At 28.0% G+C, this 20,198-nt stretch carries 17 protein-coding genes; 11 read left to right on the top strand and 6 right to left on the bottom strand.

Translation table 11 applies throughout. The annotated features are described in order from the left end of the window. Positions 1-5 precede the first annotated feature (5 nt). Positions 6-1,364 (bottom strand): D-alanyl-D-alanine carboxypeptidase family protein, encoded by a 1,359-nt coding sequence (locus BUB83_RS02600; protein WP_073336722.1) that lies wholly within the window; start codon positions 1,362-1,364, stop codon positions 6-8. A gap of 197 nt (positions 1,365-1,561) precedes the next feature. Between BUB83_RS02600 and BUB83_RS02595 the strand changes: the two genes are divergently transcribed. Next, entirely contained in the window at positions 1,562-2,167 is a 606-nt protein-coding gene (locus BUB83_RS02595) for an NUDIX hydrolase (protein ID WP_073336720.1), read from the top strand. An 84-nt stretch (positions 2,168-2,251) separates the two neighbouring features. Further along, positions 2,252-3,484: a serine hydrolase gene (locus BUB83_RS02590; protein ID WP_084133367.1), complete on the top strand. Its 1,233-nt coding sequence runs from the start codon at positions 2,252-2,254 to the stop codon at positions 3,482-3,484. A 55-nt stretch (positions 3,485-3,539) separates the two neighbouring features. Here the strand turns inward: BUB83_RS02590 and BUB83_RS02585 are convergent, their stop codons facing one another. After that, complete coding sequence (locus tag BUB83_RS02585; RefSeq protein ID WP_073336718.1) at positions 3,540-3,890, bottom strand: hypothetical protein; 351 nt, start codon at positions 3,888-3,890, stop codon at positions 3,540-3,542. A 151-nt stretch (positions 3,891-4,041) separates the two neighbouring features. On the opposite strand from BUB83_RS02585, the gene BUB83_RS02580 reads away from it, so the two are divergent. Further along, positions 4,042-4,245 (top strand): hypothetical protein, encoded by a 204-nt coding sequence (locus BUB83_RS02580; protein ID WP_073336716.1) that lies wholly within the window; start codon positions 4,042-4,044, stop codon positions 4,243-4,245. 97 nt (positions 4,246-4,342) lie between these two features. Here BUB83_RS02580 and BUB83_RS02575 read toward each other — a convergent pair whose 3' ends face one another. Further along, on the bottom strand, positions 4,343-5,821 hold the full coding sequence (locus BUB83_RS02575; protein ID WP_073336714.1) for a nicotinate phosphoribosyltransferase: 1,479 nt from the start codon (positions 5,819-5,821) through the stop codon (positions 4,343-4,345). A gap of 252 nt (positions 5,822-6,073) precedes the next feature. On the opposite strand from BUB83_RS02575, the gene BUB83_RS02570 reads away from it, so the two are divergent. From BUB83_RS02570 to BUB83_RS02550, 5 genes are all read left to right on the top strand, one after another. Beyond that, complete coding sequence (locus tag BUB83_RS02570; RefSeq protein WP_073336712.1) at positions 6,074-8,272, top strand: ATP-dependent helicase; 2,199 nt, start codon at positions 6,074-6,076, stop codon at positions 8,270-8,272. Positions 8,273-8,452: 180 nt separating this feature from the next. Then, positions 8,453-8,752, top strand: a complete 300-nt coding sequence (locus tag BUB83_RS02565) for a hypothetical protein (protein WP_073336710.1) — start codon at positions 8,453-8,455, stop codon at positions 8,750-8,752. 113 nt (positions 8,753-8,865) lie between these two features. Continuing rightward, complete coding sequence (locus BUB83_RS02560) at positions 8,866-10,044, top strand: M20 metallopeptidase family protein (protein ID WP_073336708.1); 1,179 nt, start codon at positions 8,866-8,868, stop codon at positions 10,042-10,044. A 55-nt stretch (positions 10,045-10,099) separates the two neighbouring features. After that, on the top strand, positions 10,100-11,062 hold the full coding sequence (locus BUB83_RS02555) for a pseudouridine synthase (RefSeq protein WP_073336706.1): 963 nt from the start codon (positions 10,100-10,102) through the stop codon (positions 11,060-11,062). A 12-nt stretch (positions 11,063-11,074) separates the two neighbouring features. Continuing rightward, a complete protein-coding gene (locus BUB83_RS02550) occupies positions 11,075-12,679 on the top strand; it encodes a putative polysaccharide biosynthesis protein (protein WP_073336704.1) in 1,605 nt (534 codons plus the stop codon). A gap of 79 nt (positions 12,680-12,758) precedes the next feature. Here BUB83_RS02550 and spoVB read toward each other — a convergent pair whose 3' ends face one another. The 3 genes from spoVB to BUB83_RS02535 form a co-directional block, all read right to left on the bottom strand. Next, a complete protein-coding gene (gene spoVB / locus BUB83_RS02545) occupies positions 12,759-14,282 on the bottom strand; it encodes a stage V sporulation protein B (RefSeq protein WP_073336702.1) in 1,524 nt (507 codons plus the stop codon). Positions 14,283-14,424: 142 nt separating this feature from the next. Then, a complete protein-coding gene (locus tag BUB83_RS02540) occupies positions 14,425-15,666 on the bottom strand; it encodes a LysM peptidoglycan-binding domain-containing protein (protein WP_073336700.1) in 1,242 nt (413 codons plus the stop codon). A 278-nt stretch (positions 15,667-15,944) separates the two neighbouring features. Beyond that, positions 15,945-17,165, bottom strand: a complete 1,221-nt coding sequence (locus BUB83_RS02535; RefSeq protein WP_073336696.1) for a dicarboxylate/amino acid:cation symporter — start codon at positions 17,163-17,165, stop codon at positions 15,945-15,947. Between the two features lie 315 nt (positions 17,166-17,480). Here BUB83_RS02535 and BUB83_RS02530 point away from each other — a divergent pair, with 315 nt between their 5' ends. From BUB83_RS02530 to BUB83_RS02520, 3 genes are all read left to right on the top strand, one after another. Next, positions 17,481-18,809, top strand: a complete 1,329-nt coding sequence (locus BUB83_RS02530) for a PQQ-dependent sugar dehydrogenase family protein (protein WP_073336687.1) — start codon at positions 17,481-17,483, stop codon at positions 18,807-18,809. 30 nt (positions 18,810-18,839) lie between these two features. Further along, positions 18,840-19,547 (top strand): zinc dependent phospholipase C family protein, encoded by a 708-nt coding sequence (locus tag BUB83_RS02525; RefSeq protein WP_073336685.1) that lies wholly within the window; start codon positions 18,840-18,842, stop codon positions 19,545-19,547. A 144-nt stretch (positions 19,548-19,691) separates the two neighbouring features. Further along, on the top strand, positions 19,692-20,195 hold the full coding sequence (locus BUB83_RS02520; protein WP_084133366.1) for a hypothetical protein: 504 nt from the start codon (positions 19,692-19,694) through the stop codon (positions 20,193-20,195). The last annotated feature ends 3 nt before the right edge of the window (positions 20,196-20,198 follow it).

Below are 20,198 nucleotides of genomic sequence, written 5' to 3'. Positions count from 1 at the left end.
GTGGTTTAATAACGATATTTATTTCCTCTAGAACTTTTTCTTCTTTTCTTTCTAGAAGAGGATACTAATAATATTCTTAGTAATAATAAAATAGCAACTAAGCCAACTATGGCTAATAAATAAGTAAACTTACTCATCATAATTAAATTAGATGTTGTTAAAGTAGGGTAAAGTTCATAGGAAGCATTTGTTTCCCGTTGAATAATATTTAATTTACCTACAGAGGCATCATCTTTTAATTTCCAAGGATTTATTTCTGTTAATTCAATATTCTCTGTTATTTCTTTATCATTAATTTTATTTTCATAATATTTAACATCTTCTTTTAAAGTAAGAGGCACTTCAATGGTTTTTTTAGGACCTATAAATATTAATGGTTTAAAAGCTACTTCCACAGAAGATATCTGAGAATTTGCAACGTATGGAGCATCATTATTTTTATAAGTTACTTTTTCTGCATTATAGCTCCAGTTGATAATACTTGCCATGTCTTTAAAAACATCTAAATCTTCATTATCAGCATTTTTATATACAGATTTTAAAACTACTCCTACAAGTAAACGGCCATCTTTTTCGAACATGGCAGCTAAACATCTTCCAGCTTCGCCGGTATAACCGGTTTTACCACCTACACATATTGCATTTGAAGCACTAGCTCCATTTAGGTTAACACCTAACTGAGATAAATAGCTTTCATCTAGTGTTTCTCCAATTAATTTATTTCTGTTTGTTTCTTCAGCAGAAGTGCCAGAGGACATTATAATGGGAGTAGAAGTAATTTGCATAGCTTCTTTTACCCATTCGTTATTATAAGCAGCTCTCATTAATATACTTAAATCGTAAGCGGACGTATAGTGCTGATCATTATGAAGTCCGTTTGGCGTTACAAAGTTGGAAGTGGTTAATCCTAATTCCGTAGCTTTTTTATTCATTAGATCTGCAAATGCTTCAGTAGAGCCTGCAACTTTATCAGCTATCATAACAGCTGAATCATTGGCTGAATAAATCATAAGAGCTTTCATAAGATTATCACCATTCATAGTATCACCTACACGTAGTCCGGGAATAATATTCCATAGTGAAAAAGCTTCTTGTTTTCTAGCACTTTCTGTGTAAGAAATTATATCTGTTGGGGAAGAATTTTCTGCAAAAATTAGTGAAGTCATTAATTTTGTAACACTTGCAGGGTACATAGGACTTTTATCAGCATTCTTTTCGTACACTATTTCTCCTGTTGATACATCTATAACAATTGCTGCTTCACCTAAAATTTCAGGTAATATAGCATTTTCAGCTTTTACACTAGTGCAAAAGGATAAAGTTATAACTAATGTCATAACTAAGGATAATAATTTTTCTTTCAAGATTCATCTCTCCTAAATATTAATTTTATGTCTTTTTTAGTATAATCTAAATGTAAGGGTATTACAACATTCATACTTATAATGTATAAAAAAATTAATATTTATCATATAGTTGAACTGGGATGCTTATATTTTAGAAAAAGTGTGAATTTGTGAATATCATAAAATAAAGTTGGGGTATAAAGGTGGAGGATAGTATGAAAGAGGTTTTAGAATTGTTTAAAAATAGAAAAGCTGAATTAATAGGTAAATACAAAAGAAACTCTGTAGTAATTTTAATTACTTATATTAAAGGGGAAGCTCATGTAGTGTTTGAAAAAAGAGCTTTAACAATGAGAACACAACCGGGAGATGTTAGTTTGCCTGGAGGAGGCATTGAGGAAAAAGAATCTCCACAAGAAGCGGCTATAAGAGAGGCTGTGGAAGAGCTGGGTATTTCTAAAGATTCCATTAAAAATATTGGAGAGATGGATTATTTTATAAGCCCATATAATAGTATAATTTATACTTTTGTAGCTGAATTAACAGAAAAAATAGACAAACCTAATAAAGATGAAGTAGATGAAGTATTTTATGTACCTTTAAAATTTTTATTAGAAAATTCGCCAGAAGAATATGAAATGGAATTGATACCTAAATTTGAAGAAGAATTTCCTTTTGAATTAATTAATGGAGGAAGGAAGTATAAGTTTAGGAAAAGAGTGCAAAATCAATATTTTTATAAATATAAGGGATATGTTATTTGGGGCTTTACAGCTTTAATTATTAAAAGATTTGTGGATTTAATTAATGAAAACAAATAGATAAATAAATATAATAAAATAGGTATAAAAGGGCATATTAACTATGTAAATAAATTATTACAAATGACTTAGGAAGGAATATTTATGAAAAAACATAGTTTGATTAAATTATGCTCTGTTTTTATTAGTTTGATTTTGATTTTTCAAATCACAGGCTCTAATAAAGTTTTAGCTAGAGATGCCAATGAAAAAGATTTATTGGAAAGATTGATAAATGAGCAAGGAGACAGTATTAAAAAAGTTTTTAAAGACACTGATAAATACCAGGTTCAGATTTTATACACTAGGGTAAGCAAAGATGAAAATGAGAAAAGTAATTTCACATCATTTTCTTATAATTTAGATGGTAAACAGTATTTTTATCCAGCTAGTGCAATTAAATTGTCAGCTTGTGTTTTAGCCCTTGAAAAGTTGAATAACTTGAATATTGATGGATTAAATAAGGATACTCCTCTTGTGATAAAAAAGGATAGAGGAAGCCAAAAATCTCAAAGCTGGGATAGTGGAACAAAAGATAGTAAACCTACCATAGCAAATTTTATAAAAAAAGTTTTAGTTGTTAGTGATAATAATAGTTTTGATAGATTGTATGAATTTTTAGGGCAAGAATACTATAATAAAACTATGTGGGAAAAAGGATATAAAAATTTTTTGGTTATGCATAGACTAGGAAATCCTATGTCATCAACTGAGAATAAATACACAAATTCTTTTGATTTTTATAAAGGAAATGAAGTTATTTATAGTCAACCTATGGTATATAATACAAGTTCTTATGAATTTAATAATATAAAAGATTTAACTAAAGGAGTGGGATATATAAGCAAAGGTAAATATATAGCTTCTCCAAAAGACTTTTCTAAGGCTAATTTTATGTCTATTCAATGTATGCAAGATTTATTGATGGCTATAGTATATCCTCAATATATTGAAGAAAACAAAAGATTTAATCTTACAGAAAAGGATTATGAATTTTTAAAAGAATATTTAAGTATGATTCCTAGGGAATGCGAAAATCCCAAGTATAATTATAATGATAGCTATGTTAAGTATTTTATGTTTGGAGACTCAAAAGAAAAAATTCCTGAAAATATAAAAATTTATAATAAAATTGGGTGTGCTTATGGATATTTAATTGATAATGCTTATATTGTAGATGAGAAAAACAATGTGGAATTTTTTTTGACAGCGGTGGTATATTGTAATGAAAATAATGTTTTCAATGATGGTAAGTATGAATATAACAAAATAGGTCTGCCATTTTTAGCTAAGTTAGGTAGGATTATTTATGGGTACGAACTTAATAGTAAAACATAAAGTTTGTTAAAATAAAGATTATAAAAAAAGAAGAAAAGCTGAAAACCTAGTAAGGTTATTTCTGCTTTACTTCTTTTTTTAGTTTACCAAGAAAAATAATTGACAGTGCAGCTAAAGCTACGTATGCAAAAACATAAATTATATTTATTAAACCTGCTTTATGAAAGAATTTTAAATAAACAAATACTGCTAAAGAAACAAATGCCCAAAACATGGATATATAAGCAGTTCTATTATTTCTACTTCTCCATGATATAGGGTCTTTCATAGAACCAATTATTTTATCTCTATGTGTATTCCCAGGATTTGTTCGTATAAATAAAATTTTAAAATAAAAAGAGAATATAATAGAAACAAAAAATAAACCTAGAAAGAAGTATGCTAATGATAGGCTAGTTACGTTCATAAAATCACCTCTGTAAATTTGTCAGTCAATATTAATATCTCCAAATTTAAAAAAAAAATCCTAAAAATTGAAAAAATTAAAAAAAAATATTCCCAAATACCATAAAATGTAATAAAATAGATATAAAGTCAAATGAGAGGGGGACATTAAAGTGAATGAATGTAGATTCTTAAGTACTTTTTCAGAGAAAGTATTATGTTTTGAAAGTTGTGCATTTTATAATTATGAGGGAATTAAAGGGGCATGCCCATTTAAAGAAGCATACTTTAATAGAGATAAGTATTATGAGTTACAAGATAGAGTTGAAGAAGACTATAGTTTATATTTTAATAAAGAAGAAGTTTATAACATTTAATTAGTACATTAGTAAAATCATAAAAATAGGGAAAGCTTTCATAGTTTTATGAAAGCTTTCCCTTAAAATTTATATTTTTAGTTATATTAGAAATGAATTAATTTTCATACATGGCTGAATATTTATTAAGTAAGGATTGTTTCAAATTCCATAAATCTTTCGATAAATCTATATAATAAGTATGAGGATTTTTAAGTCTCAGAACTTCTTCCCATAGTTTATCAACTTCTTCTTTTGAAAATTGTTGAATTTCAGAAACACTTGGGCTATCATAAACTACTTTACCTTTTTCAAATATAGGCACAAGAAGTTCTTTTGCATAGAAATTTGTTACTTTTTTCTTTTTCCAAGTATGTATTGGATTAAAGATTTCAAGTGGTTTTGATTCGTCAATAGTTTCAGTTCTTAGAGTTATTATGTCAGCAATGGCTTTATCTGTAGTTTTATCAAATAAACGATAAATCTTTTTAAAAGCTGGATTGGTGATTTTTTCCTCATTCTCGCTAATTTTTATTTTAGGAATAATTTCTCCATCTTTTTCAACAGCAACTAATTTGTATACGCCTCCAAAAACAGGTTCTGATTTTGCAGTAATAAGTCTTTCCCCAACTCCAAAAGCATTGATTTTAGCTCCATTAGATAAAACTTGGGAAATGATATGTTCATCTAAAGAATTTGAGATTACTATAGAACAATCTTCATAGCCAGCATCATCTAGCATTACTCTAACCTTTTTTGTTAGGTAAGTTATATCTCCACTATCTATTCTAACACCTTTTGGTCGAATGCCTCTTGGTTTTAAGAATTCATCAAATACTTTTATAGCATTTGGAATTCCAGATTTTAATACATTATAAGTATCAACTAACAATGTACAATTATTAGGATAAGATTCTGCCCAGGCTTTAAAAGAATCATATTCAGTATCAAATAGTTGAATCCAACTGTGAGCCATAGTTCCTACTGCAGGAACATCAAACATTTGCTCAGCGATTGTACAAGCGGTAGCTGAACATCCACCTATCATTGCAGCTCTAGCACCGTAAATAGCTCCATCATATCCTTGGGCCCTTCTAGAACCAAATTCCATTACAGGTCTTCCATTGGCAGCCTTACATATTCTATTAGCTTTAGTTGCTATCAATGTTTGATGATTAACAGTTAATAAAACCATTGTTTCAATAAATTGTGCTTGAATAACTGGACCTTTAACCATAACTAATGGCTCATTAGGAAATACAGGATTTCCTTCAGGTACAGCCCATACATCACATTCAAATTTGAAATCTTTTAAATATTGAATAAATTTACTTGAAAAAAGGTTCTTTCTTTCTAAATATTTTATATCATCTTCCGTAAATTTTAAGGAGGATAGATATTCTATTAATTGTTGAACACCTGCCATTACACAATAGCCGCCCCCGTCTGGTACTCTTCTAAAAAACATGTCGAAATAAGCAATTTTATCTCCAACATTACTGTCTAAATACCCATTTGCCATAGTTAACTCATAAAAGTCAACTAGCATAGTTAAGTTTCTTTCGTTTTTTAAGTTAAACGAATTAAAATTGTTCATAGCTACCCCTCTTATCATTTAAATTACGATGAATTTTAAATTCACGTTTTTCAATATTATTATTTTAATACCTGGAAGAGTATATTACAATAGATTTTTGAACTATAATAGGTATGATAGGAAACTGTTTCAAATTTATATGAAAAAAGTATAAATTTTATAGTGCAAAGTTACAAAATTTATGATAAAATTATTTCGTTGTCAAAAAATTGAAAAAAGATAAATTAAAGGAAAAAACAAAAAGGAGTACAAATGAATAATAATGATTTAACAAAAGAATATTGTGAATTAAGAGATAGAATAATTTCACAAAGATATAATTATCTAAATGATCATCAGAAAAAAGCTGTTTTTAGCAAGGAAAAAAATTTATGTGTGGTTGCATGCCCGGGTACAGGTAAGACAACTACTCTTATAGCTAAAATAGATTATCTTCTTATTTTTGGTAAAATCTATAATTCTAATGATGTACCTATTAATATAACTATAGAAGATATTGAATTTCTAAAGAAAATATATTTGAGAAACAATGTAGAAGAAAAAATAAAGCATAATAATTTCATTAGGCTTATGAGATTTAGTTGTGTTGATTCAAAGAATATCATAATAATAACTTTTACCAAAGCAGCTGCTAGCAATATGAAAGCAAGATTTACAGCACTCAATAAAGATATTTACCCGCCATTCTTTGGAACTTTTCATGCATTATTCTATAAAATACTGAGAAGATACTATGGTGAAATTAAAATAATTAACAGTGGAGAAGCTTTTAGATTAGTGAAGAATACATTATCAAAATATATGGAGGATGTAAATGACGACAAAGTTAATGAAGTTCTAAACACTATATCTAGAGTTAAAGTAACTGAAAAAGAAATGGATGAAATAAGTTTTAATATTAGTAAAGAAGTATTTTTAAATTGTTTTAATAATTATGAAGAATATAAGACTGTGGAGAATTTGTGGGATTTTGATGATTTGCAAATAAAAGCAAAAAAACTTTTTAAAGAAAAAAGCAATGTTTTAACTGGATACAAAAATCTTTTTAAACATATTCTTGTAGATGAATTTCAAGATTGTGATGATATTCAAATTGAAATTTTAAAACTCTTTATAGGAAAATCCAATAATTTATTCGCAGTTGGTGACGAAGACCAATGTATTTATAGTTTTAGGGGTTCTAAACCGGAATATATGGTGGATTTCAACTCTAGTTTTTATTTGGGAGAAAAATTGTATTTATCATTAAATTATAGATGTCCAGAGACTATCGTAGAAATATCTAAGAACCTCATTGGTAATAATAAGTTAAGAAATAATAAGGAAATAGAAGCTTTTAAGAAAGAGTATTCAAAAATAAAAGTGATCAATAGTTTTGATGAAAACAAACAGGGAAATATCATAGTTGATATAATTGCTAAATCAAAGGAAAAAGAAGAGGTTCAGTATAGTGATTTTGCTATACTTTATAGAACTAATATGGAAAGTAGAAGTATTATTGATTCTATGATAAGAAACAAAATTCCTTTTAAAATGTTAGATAAAGAGTATAATTTTTTTGAACATTTTATTTGTAAAGATATAATTGCTTATCTCAAGTTAAGTTTAAATCCATTTGATAAAATTAGTTTTATAAGAATAATTAATAAGCCTTTTAGGTATATTAGTAAAGAGATTGTTGAAAGTCTTAAAAATTCATATCTAGAGGAAGATTGTTTTGATTATATAACTAAATCTAAAAATCTTAAACTTTTTCAAGTAAATAATATAGAAAAATTACAGAAAAATATTTTTAGTTTGAAAAAAAAATCATTAGATAAAGCTATTAATTATGTTCAAAAGGAATTGGGATATAAAGATCATATTAAAGAATTTTGTGAGAAATATAAGATGGATATTCAAGATTACCTTGATATTATAGAAGAATTTAAAGCGGCTGCATCAGAATTTTCAACTATAGAAGATTTATTGGTTCATATTGAAGAAGTTAAGAATAAACTAAGTAAGGATAATGGTGATAATGAAAAAGACAAAGTTATTTTAAGTACAATTCACGGGGTTAAGGGTATGGAGTTTAAGAATGTTTTTGTTATCAATTGTAACGAAGATTATATTCCACACCGAAATGCTATTAATGAAAATCTTGAGGAAGAAAGAAGATTGTTTTATGTGGCTATTACTAGAAGTATAAATAATCTTTATCTCGCAGTAATTAATAGAAGTAAGGGAAAAAGTATAAAACCATCTATTTTTATAAAAGAATGTAAAATAGAAGTTGGTAAAATATCCGATTCATTTATTTTAGGAGAGGAAATAATCCATAGTTATTTTGGAGAAGGAGTTATTTCGAGAATAGATGAAAAAATTATTGAGATTATTTTTAATGATAAAAGCATAAAAGTGTTTGATAAAAGTACAATATATAATAATGGGCTAATTAATAGAAAATAATGTAAAATAGATGTCGAATAATGTCTAAAAAAGATGAATAGTATATACTATTGCAATTTATAAAAATATTATTAGCGGTTATTATAAAAATGTGATATACTAAAGGTAGGGGTATTGACAAATAGATATAGGAAATTTTAAAACATTAAAAAAATAACAAAGATTTTAGGAGGCATTATTATGATTTCGTTTAAAAAAATGTGGGATGATGTATGGGGTATGATTACAGAGGGTTCAATACAAAAATTAGATGTTGTAAAAGAATTTCAATATGGAATTATAATTCAAAATGAATCAGGAAAACAAGAATTCATAACAAAAGATGATTTTAGAGATTTTTGGTGCAAAATGCTATACTATAGTGAAGTAACTAAAGATCAAGCAATTGAAGAAGAAAAACAAGGATATGTTTATGAAGTAATAAAACAACTTCCATATATTGCGGAAGTTTCAAATAAACTTAGTGTAAGAGAATTATAAAAAGTTGATAAAAAAATACTGTTAATATATAATTTTATTAAGCTCATATCTTTAAGATATGAGCTTAATGTTTATTTAAAGCAATTTATTATAAAGATAAATGGGGGAAAAGTATGAATTTTTTAGAAAAAGCAAATAATATTAAAGATGAGTTAATAGATATAAGAAGAGATTTACATATGTATCCTGAACTAGATTTTCAATTATACAGAACTAGGGATAAAATTAAAGAGTTTTTAGAAAAAGAAGGTATAGAATATTATGAAACAGCTACCACTGGTATATGTGGAATTATAAGAGGTAATGGAGATAAAACAGTTGCTTTGAGAGGAGATATGGATGCACTGCCTATAAAAGAAACTAGAAAAACTTCTTACACTTCTACAACAGGGAATACAATGCATGCTTGTGGCCATGATGTACATACAACAATATTAATGGGTGCTGCAAAAATTTTGAATGAAATGAAGGATCAGTTAAAGGGAAATGTTAAATTATTATTTGAACCAGCAGAGGAAACTACTGGTGGAGCTCAAAAGATGATAGAGGATGGAGTGCTTAAAAATCCTGAAGTTCATGGTATTTTTGGTCTTCATGTGGAACCGGAAATAGAAGTTGGTAAAATAGGAATCAAAAGAGATGTAGTAAATGCGGCTTCTAATCCATTTTATATAAAAATAATTGGTAAAGGAGGACATGGTGCATACCCACATAGATCAATAGATCCTATTGTTATTGCATCAAATGTTGTAAGTTCTCTTCAAAACATAGTTTCAAGGGAAATCTCAGCAGTTTATCCTGCGGTAATATCTATTGGAAAAATTAATGGAGGAACAGCGCAAAATATTATACCAGAGTTTGTTGAAATAGAAGGTATGATGAGAACAATGACTTTAGAGCATAGACAATATGTTAAAGAAAGATTAGTTGAAATAACTGAGGGAATTTGCAGAGCTATGAGAGCTACTTGTGAAATTCATATAGATGAAAGTTATCCTTGCTTATATAATGATGATAAAGTGGTAGATATTCTTCAAAAATCTTCTGAAAATGTTATAGGAAAGGATAATATAATAGAACTTAGACATCCGGCCATGGGAGTAGAAAGTTTTGCTTATTTTTCTTTAGAAAAACCAGCGGCTTTTTATTTCCTAGGAACTAGAAATGAAGAAAAAGATATAGTATATCCTCTACACAATAGCAATTTTGATGTGGATGAAAAGTGTATTTCTGTAGGTGTAGCTATACAATGTAAATCAGCAGTAGATTTTTTGAATGATTATAGTATATAATGTAATGTACAACAAAATTTAGATTGATGAAATTAGATCAACAATGGAGGAAAATATGAAATTTGAAGTAGGAGCTAATGAAGCTGAACAGAGGATAGATAAATTTTTACGTAAGTGGTTAAAGGATGTACCTCTAGGAGCTATATTTAAAGCTATTAGAAAAGGCGATATAAGAGTTAATGGAAAAAAAATAAAACAAAACTATATACTTAATTTAGGAGATCAAATTGAAGCTAAGTATATTGTTAGTGAAAAGAAAAATACTGTAAGAGAATTTATAGAAGTAGATTTCTCAGCAATGAAAATATGTTATGAAGATGAGAATATATTAGTAGTAGAAAAATGGCCAGGAGTATTGGTTCATGCTAATAAAAAAGAAGGAGAAGCTACTTTAACAGATTATGTTTTATCTTATTTAGTTGAAACAGGAAAATTTGATCCTGAAGAAGAAACTACATATACACCGGCTTCTTGCAATAGATTAGATAGAAATACTTCGGGATTAGTTATTTTCGGAAAGAATTATCCTTCACAAAAAGCTATTAATGAAATGATAAGAGAAAGAAGTATCAAGAAAAATTATTATTCATTGGTTAAAGGAAGAATGAAAAGCAATTTATATAAAGCTTATTTGCTTAAGGATGAGGTTAATAACCTTTCTCAAATATCAAAGGATAATAGAGAAGGTTACAAGCCTATTGCAATGGATTTAGAGGTTATAGATTCCGTTGGATTATTTACTTTTGTTGATATAGAGTTAATTACAGGAAGAAGTCATCAATTAAGAGCTCATTTAGCTTCTTTAGGTAATCCTATAATTGGGGATAAAAAATATGGAAACAAAGAGTTAAATAATTACTTTGAGAATAAATTTGGCTTACAATTTCAGTTTCTTTATGCTTACAAATTAGAATTTAAAAATTGTCCAGAGCATTTAGCTTATTTAGAAAACAAAGTAATCACAGAAGCATTACCGCCTATATTTAAGAAGACAAAGAGGGATGCTCTTAGAATATAAAGGGGAATAATGATGAAAAAACAGTCTACTTCGAAAGGGTTTGCTATTCTTTCGGCAGCCACAATGATAGTTAAAGTACTATCCTTGCTATACATACCTTTTCTTAAAAACATTATAAGTCTAGGTGGGTATGGGGTATATGCAGCGGCTTATCAAATATTTGCGTGGATTTATGTGTTAGCAAATGCAGGTATACCTGTAGCAATATCTAAACTGGTTTCAGAGCAAATTGCACAAGGTAGGTATAGAGATGCTGTAAAAAGTTTTAAAATTGCAAGGTTAATGATGTTTGTTTTAGGTGTAGTTTTCAGTTTGATTTTGTTTTTCTTTGCAGGTTCACTTGCAGAGTTTACTGATTACCCAGAAGCAAGGTTATCCATTATGGCTTTAGCGCCAACTTTATTGTTCACTTCAATACTTTCCTCATATAGAGGATATTTTCAAGGTCGAGGAAATATGGGTCCCACAGCAATTTCACAAGTTATTGAGCAAGTAGCAAATACTATTTTCACTCTAGTTTTTGCTGCTACATTTATAAAATTTGGAGTAGATGCAGGAGCAGCGGGTGGTACATTAGGTACATCTATTGGAGCTTTTATTGCAGCAGTTTATATGATTGTAATGTATGAGAAAAATAAAATTATCAGAGTTCCTAAAGGGTATCAAGATAAAAGTTCTAATACAAATAAAGCTACTATCAAAAAGATACTTTATTATGGAATACCTTTAGTAGTATGTGTAGGACTTCAATACTCAGGCAATATAATTGATTTAAAAATTGTAAAATCAAGACTTTTAGATATAGGATTTACGACAACCTATGCTAATGAAAGATTTGCATTGCTAAATGTGTATAGAACATTACTAGGTGTTCCTATTGCATTGATTTCAGCATTTCAAGTATCTTTACTACCAGCTTTATCTGGTGCATCAGCATTGAAAGATAGAGAAGCAGTTCAGCATAAAATTAATTATGCTTTTAGATTTTGTTTTTTATTAGCTTTACCTTCAGCGGTTGGACTTGCTGTTTTAGGAAGACCAATCTTTATGTTGTTTACAGGAGCAGCGGAAGGCGCATTTTTATTATATTTTGGAGCAATAGTTTTAGTGCTTAATTCAGTAGTATTAATACAAACAACTATACTTCAAAGTATAGGTAAAATGTACTTATCAACTTTGTACATAGTATTGGGTATAGCAGGCAAAATAGTTGTAAACTATATATTGGTAGGTGTACCAGAACTTAATATTATAGGGGCTGTATTTGGTAATTACGTTATGTTTTTGATACCGCTTATTATGAACTATAGGCTTATCAAGAAAGAACTAAACATTAGAGTGAAGTTGATAGAGTATGCATGGAAACCATTTTTAGCATCATTATTTATGGGTTTCATTGTACTTGGAACTTTTACAGTTATTTATACTTTGGCCAAAGAATTAGTGCCTGAGAATTTAAATAATATAATTGCAAGTATATTTGCCATAGGTATGGGAGTAATTTCTTATGTATATGGATTGGTACTAACAAAAGGAATAACTAAAAAAGATATGGATGCTTTTCCAGAAAGATTCAAAAGGTTTATACCTAATGGAATTTTGAAAAGAATGGTATAGTGAAAGCGACTCAAGTATTTGAGTCGCTTTTTGTATAGAAGAAGGATGTGATAGAGAAAAAATGGGTACTAACTTAAATTTAAAAGTCACGGTTCACCATATTCTTTGTAAGTATTGTAGTCAAAGCGAAATACAAACCAAAACCAATAAAAATTAAAGAAATAATTTTTGTTTTGAAGTATAAATCAGGTATTATTATGCTAAAGATATTTGTGAATAGAAATATTATCATAGTTACTAACAAATAAATAAAAACCTCTTTAAAATTCATTTGAATATTACATTTCTTACGTATTTCTTTTAAATTCATTATATAAGCTGTTAAAGAAGTAACCATTAAGCTTATGCCATAACCCAGTATATTTACACTTGGGATTGAGGTTAATATGTATAGTAGAATTAATTCTTCAATGGACATGATTATTGAATTTTTTAATAAAACTCCTTGTTTACCTAGTCCATTTAATATACTAAAAGATGTAGCGGATAAATATGTGAAAGGAGCTGATAAAGCTGCGAAAACTATATAAGTTGCTAAATCTGTTCTTCCGTAGAAAAGATTTCCTAAATCTTTAGGCATACCTATACAAATGGCCATGGTAGACAAACCAAGTAACAAAGAAATTCTTAATACTCCATTTAATCTTTTTTCTAGAGTGTAGTAATCTTTATTAGCAATATTCTCCGAAATTTCAGGTATAAGAACTATGGCCATGGACATTACTACCACCAACGGAAAATAAATTATGGTTAAAGCCATTCCAGAAAATTTTCCTATTATAGCTAAAGCAGTTCCGTGATCAAAACCAGCCAGTACAAGTCGTCTAGGTAAAATCAAAGTAGAAACGGTGGAAATTCCGGTGGATAAAAAACCGTTAATACTTAAAGGGATAGACATTATTAAAATATTAAATAATAGTTGTGAATTACTTTCACTTGCATGAGTAGGAAATTTATTGATGTTATCTTTAATTTTTCTGTATTTATATGTAATGTAAAGAAGGATAAAACTTAATATTTCACCGCAAGCTAAAGCCATATAAACGGCTGTAACTGTGCTTTCAATGCCTTTCAAAGAGAAAAATTCTATTACAAATACAACAGCAGCAATTCTTAATGACTTCTCAAAAATATCTATTATTGCTGGAGTTTTTACATCGTAAGTTCCATAAAAATATCCTTTAATTATAGAAGATAAAGCAACAAATAATAAAGCCGGGCATATGTACCAAATACTTTGTAGACTTCTACTATCTTTTATAATCTTAAGAGAGATGTAATTTGAATTTAAAAATAGAAAAGCAATAATTATAAGTGACCAAAGGGAGTCAAAAAATAAGGTTACCTTAATTGTTCTATGAATATTTCGCATATCTTTTTTACTGTGAAACTCAGAGGTTTGTTTAGAAATAGAAGTCACCATTCCACCGCAAATCAAACAAGCGAAAAGATCATAAATTGGCATAATAAGAGAGAATAAACCCATACCCTCTGCACCAAGTTCTCTTGATAAAATTATTGAAAAAACAAATCTTAAAACTCCGGTAGTGGAGTTGGTTAAAGTTAGAACTATAGAGTTCTTAAGGAATTTATCTTTAATCATTTAAAAAACCTCTCAAATTTTATATATTTATGATTTGTTTAAAATAAAAAGTTATTTTAATAGCTTTTTAAACAAATCTAATATTAATAATTATGAGAGGTCTGGATATTTTATTACTTTTTATGTCAGTATATTAAGCTATTTATTGTCCATTAGCTATTAAAATATTATTTTGATGAGTAGTATTTATTGTGTTATTTACATGGCTTGTAGAATTATAAAAATACATATCTATGTGACCATCTAAACCGTTTGTAAATATATCTGTTGAGGAATGAGGCATGCCTGTAATACTTACTGCTAATTGATGATTTACACCATTTTGTGAGAAATAAAGTACCATTGGTTTCATGCTGCTCCAAGACCAAGAGGGAAACACTTTTTTTAATTTATCGGTATCCTGCTGAGTTAAAGTTACTATATCAGCATGATTTGAACCACCGTAATATTTTACGTTAAAAGTTATTCCAGAAGTTAAGTCTTTTAATGTAGCAGTTTGTCCAACAGTGAACAATCTTCTTCCGTTTTCCCAAGTGTAAAGATCACCATAATTGTCATTTGATCTTTTTCGTGTCATAGTTATTCCTACTGGAGCCACCGTTTCTTTAGAATTTACAGGAATAGTTATAATTTGCCCAGGCATTAAAATATCAGTGGCAAGTGAATTGCTGGATTTTATAGCATTCATGGTTGTACAATATTTTTGAGCTATGTTCCATAAATTATCTCCTGATGTAACTGTGTAATTTATAGTTTCAATTTTAGTGACAGGTTCTTCAATTATCGTTTCTTTTATTGGTGTATTTGAAGTAGAAGATGTTAATTTCAATACTTGTCCAATATATATTGATGAAGAGGTTAGATTATTTATTGTCATTAAATTTTCAGCGGTTGTATTAAAAGTTTGAGAAATTTTCCAAAGAGAATCCCCAGATTTTACTGTGTAAGTAGTGATTTTAGTTTCTACTGTATTGTTTGATGTACTAGATGTACTATTTGAAACATTAATTGATGATGAATTAAACGGAACATAAAGAACTTGTCCAATCTTTAGGGTTGTGGAGGTAGTATTGTTTAGTTGAAGTAATTTATCCACTGTTGTGTTAAACTTCTGAGAAATTTTCCAGTAAGAATCCCCTGAAACTACTTGATAATCTTCAATAGTAGAATCATTAACTTTTAAAATTTGTCCAATATAAATTGTATTTGAGGTTAGTTTATTTAAGTTCATTAATTCAGAAGAGGTCATATTATATGTTTGAGAAATTTTCCATATTGAATCACCACTAGTAACTTTATGATTAATAATACTTGCATTGGCAGTTACAGTGTTTCCAAATATAAGTAAGGTAGCGATAAAAGATGCAATTTTTTTATGATTCATGTAAATACCTCCTGTTTTTGTAAAGAATATAATGTAGGCTAATCAATATTTGTACTGGATACCTATAAAGAGTTTTTTAATTAAATATTTAATTTGATAAATGATTTAATTATAAAATCAGTACAAGCTACCTTTATATTATTACAAAAATCATTAAACATTTACATAGTAGATTGATGGAAATAAAGGAGTGACATGGTAAGGTAAAATTCTATATAAATGCAAATAAAAAAAACGCCATTCAGCGTTTTTTATTTGCATTGCTTTATAGATTTAAATTAAACTTCTCTTAATTGATCAACTATTACTGCACAAGAAGCATCTCCTGTTACATTAACAGCTGTTCTCATCATGTCAAAGATTCTATCAACTGCAAATAACAAAGGTAATCCTTGAAGTGGAATATTAGCAGCGATTAATACTGAAACCACTAGTAATGAAGGACCAGGAACCCCTGCTTGACCAATAGAACCAACAGTAGCTGTTATAATTATTGCAATATATTGAGCCATTCCTAATTCTATTCCAAATAATTGTGCAAAGAAACAAGCAGCAAGAGCATAGTATATTGCATTACCATCCATATTTATTGTTGCTCCTAATGGAAGTACGAAAGATGTAGTTTCTTTTGAAACTTCTAAAGATTCTTCGCAAACCTCCATGTTTACAGAAAGAGTTGCCATAGAAGAAGCTGTAGATAAAGCAACTAATTGAACAGGGTAAATCTTTTTTATAAAATCCATAGCTTTTGTTTTTGAAAATATTTGAACCATTAATGGATAGAAACCAAAAGTATGAAGTAAAAGTGCAAAAGTATAAACTATAAGTAACTTACCAACTAATTTTAATAAATCTAAGCCTAAAGTTCCTGTTGCATCTGCCATTAAAGCAAATACGCCGATAGGAGCTAAATACATAATTTTTAAAATAACAAAAATAAGAGCGTCTGTAACACCGTTAAAGAAAGTTAAAACAGTTTCTTTTTTATTTTTTTCTATAGTAGAAATACCAAAGCCAAAGAATAAACTAAAGAATAATATCTGTAAGATGTTTCCGTTAACTAATGATGCAATTGGATTTGTAGGAATAATTCCTTTAACAGTTTCCCAAAAACCAGGTATTCCACCTTTATCCGCATATTCAAGTGAGAATAAAGCTTGAACTTTTGATAACTCAAGACCAGTACCAGGTTTGAAAAGTTGTCCAAATAATAAACCTAAACATACAGCAAAAGCGGTTGTTCCTAAGTAATAAGCGAAAGTAGCAATTCCTATTTTACCAGCAGATTTTGAATTACCAATTGAAGCAGCACCAGTGATAATTGATACAGCCACCAATGGAATTACTACCATTTTAATTAATTGCATAAAAATATCCCCAAGTGGAGCAAACATTGATGCCTTTTCACCCATTATAACTCCTACGATTATACCTAAAACCATAGAAATTATAATCCAAAGGCCAAGATCCTTGATGAAACTTTTTCCAGTCTTTTTCATTTTAATCCCCCATTAAATTATTTTATCGACATGCATCGACATATACTATTATATAATAAAATAGCAAAAAAACAATAAAAAATTAAATAAGTAATAACATTTGCATAGAATGTTTAATATTTCAATATAAAAAAACACTAAAAAATCACAAAACAGTTCTTGGTTTTTTAAAAAACCAATTCATTTTATATAAAAATAGTATTATAATGGTAATGATAAGTTTGTTAAACTTAGGTGAATTTAAAATAATAAGTATTCATAAATTTCCTATTATAAAATATAAATTTAGTAGGAGACTAATGGGTAGGTGAATTTATGAAGGATTATATCAAAATAGTATTTAAATTTGGAATTGTTGTTTTGCTTAGTATTTTTAGTACTTTTATTTTAAATAAATATTTGTGGAAAGAATATTCAATAGATTTATTTGAAGAAAATATGAGTTATAATTTAAAGTATAAAGGAATCATTGATTCAACAGATTTTACTTTTGATGAAAATAATAATTGTTATATTTCATATAATAATAGAGTACAAGTGGTTGAAGAAAATGGTAAAAGTTATGATATTTTAAAAAATGAAAATTTAAATATATACTCAATGGAATATTATTGTGGAAGTTTATTTTTTGTATCAAACAACTATTTATATAAATTTGAGATTGATAATAAAGAATTAACAGAAATAATGAAAGATCTACCTAATTACGGAGATTATAATAAAAGTATTATTAAACAAAGTGAAGGTTTTTTATACATAACTATTGGAGCGGCAACAAATTCTGGGGTTGTAGGAAAAGATAATTTGTGGACGAGAGAGTATCCTTTTAACCATGATTTAACCCCCTATAAAATAAATTTAAGAGGAATAAATCATGGAGAATCAAAAACGGGTGCTTTTGTAAATGAGAATTCTAAGAGCGTTGAAGGACAGATAGTTCCAGCACATTTTCCAGGAAATGCTTCAGTAATTATTTATAATCTAGAAACGGGAGACAGAACAACATTTGCTTGGGGAATAAGAAATATTAAAGGACTAGATTTTAATAGTAGATCTCAATTATTAGCCTCAGTTGGTGGAATGGAGAATAGAGGGGAAAGGCCTATTAAAGGAGATTCTGATTATATTTATGAAATAAAATCTAAAAATTGGTACGGTTGGCCAGATTTCAGTGGAGGAGACCCTATTAGTTCTCCAAGATTTACTGACGGAGAAGGAAAAATGGTTTTTCCTGTTTTGGATAATCATCCTAATGAAAATCCACCGGCACCTATCTATCAAAGTGATAATATAAATGAAATAAATTGTTTAGCAATAGATAAATGGGGAACTTTGGGAGAAATAGATGGAATTTATTTTTATGATAATTGTAAAAAAAGCATATATCTTTTAAATTTTGATTTAGTTTTAAAAAAGATTGTTGAAATTAATAACAATGATAAAATTCAATCCATAAAGTTTTATAAAAATGGTTTATATGTAATGGATAGTAAGAATGGGATTTTATATAGTATTCATATTGTTGAAAAGGGGACTATTAATAGAATGAATTATAAAATGATTTTTTCTTTTATAGTTACTTTAGTTTTTATATTAATATTTTATCTTGCATGGACTTCAAGAAAATATAGAAAGCTTAAATAAAAAAACAAAACTAAGAATGGAGAAATGAACATGAAGAAAAAAATAGAGCATACCTTTGGTAAAACTATAAAAAGTGTTATGTTTGCTGTTAACCCTATTAAAAAATTGATTTTAAAAACACATTGTATTACCCACAAATATATTAATGATAAATCGGTTATTATATTGAAGAATGAAGGATACCAAAAGGAGTATGAATTTTTTAAAAGTCATCTTAAGTGTATAAATGAAGGAGTTACTTGGGCAGATCAAGATTTTAAAAGCTCAAATCATTTTTATCATTATGAAAAACAAAGGGGCTTATATGGATTTTCTAATGCTTTGGATGAGTGTCTTAAATATTATGATAAAGCTTTAGCATATATTGAAGCGGGAGATATGAATAAAGGAGTATTTTTTTTCGGGGCATCATGCCACTTGATTCAAGATGCTACAGTACCGCAACATGTTAGTAATCATTTGTTGAATAAGCATAGAAATTTTGAATTGTGGATAATAAGTAAAATTCTTAGTAATTATCCATATGGAGTTGAAAAAGGTATAAAAGATTATGAAAGTGTAGATATGTATGTAAAGAAAAATGCGGTTTTTGCTAACAAAATTGATATGAAATATGATTATATAAAAAATATAGAAATGCGATATAAGAAAATTTCTGAAGAAATTTTAAGGGAAGCACAAATTACAACAGCAGGCTTTATGTTGGATTTCTACAGAGTTATAAATAAAGAAAAGTAATATCTAAACGATGATTCTACCATTAAATGGAGGAATTATCGTTTTTTTGTAGAAATATTCTATAGGGAAGATATTTAAGTGGTTTGATTTTTAAAGTGATATAAAAAATTAAAGACGAATTTTGTGAAATTGAGGAGGAAAACAGTGAAAGGTGATATAATAGTTAATATGGAAAATATCAGATTTAATGGAGATGTTTTAGACATTGGATATGATAACTGGGGAATTATATATAATATTTGCAGAACTAGCAAGGAAACCATGGATGTAAAATACATAAAAGAAAGTAAATCTGCTCATAATGAAGGAAAAGATAATTACAATACTTGTGCTTCATTTTTAACTTTTGGAAGAATGCTTTCTAAAAAGGAGAAAAGTAAATTTATTCAAAGAATCTATGAGTATTTAGATAAAGATGGGTTTCTTTATATTTGGGATATTGATAAAAAGCGTGGAGAAACTATAGATGTAAGTATAAAAGTAATTCTTCCATATAGAAAAATTAAAAGTCTTCAGCATAAAGATTTTAATCTTTTAAAACAAAATAATTTAAATGAAATTAAAGAGTTGCTTAATAGTAAATTTGAAATACTTTACGAAAAAGATTCGAATGGTATGTTTTATATTAAAGCACAAAAGAAAGGGTAATTA

This window comes from Clostridium grantii DSM 8605, from assembly GCF_900129965.1.
GTDB classification, from domain to species: domain Bacteria; phylum Bacillota; class Clostridia; order Clostridiales; family Clostridiaceae; genus Clostridium_AF; species Clostridium_AF grantii.
The sequence above is the reverse complement of the archived record's forward strand: the minus strand, read 5'-3'. Positions and strand labels throughout refer to the sequence as shown.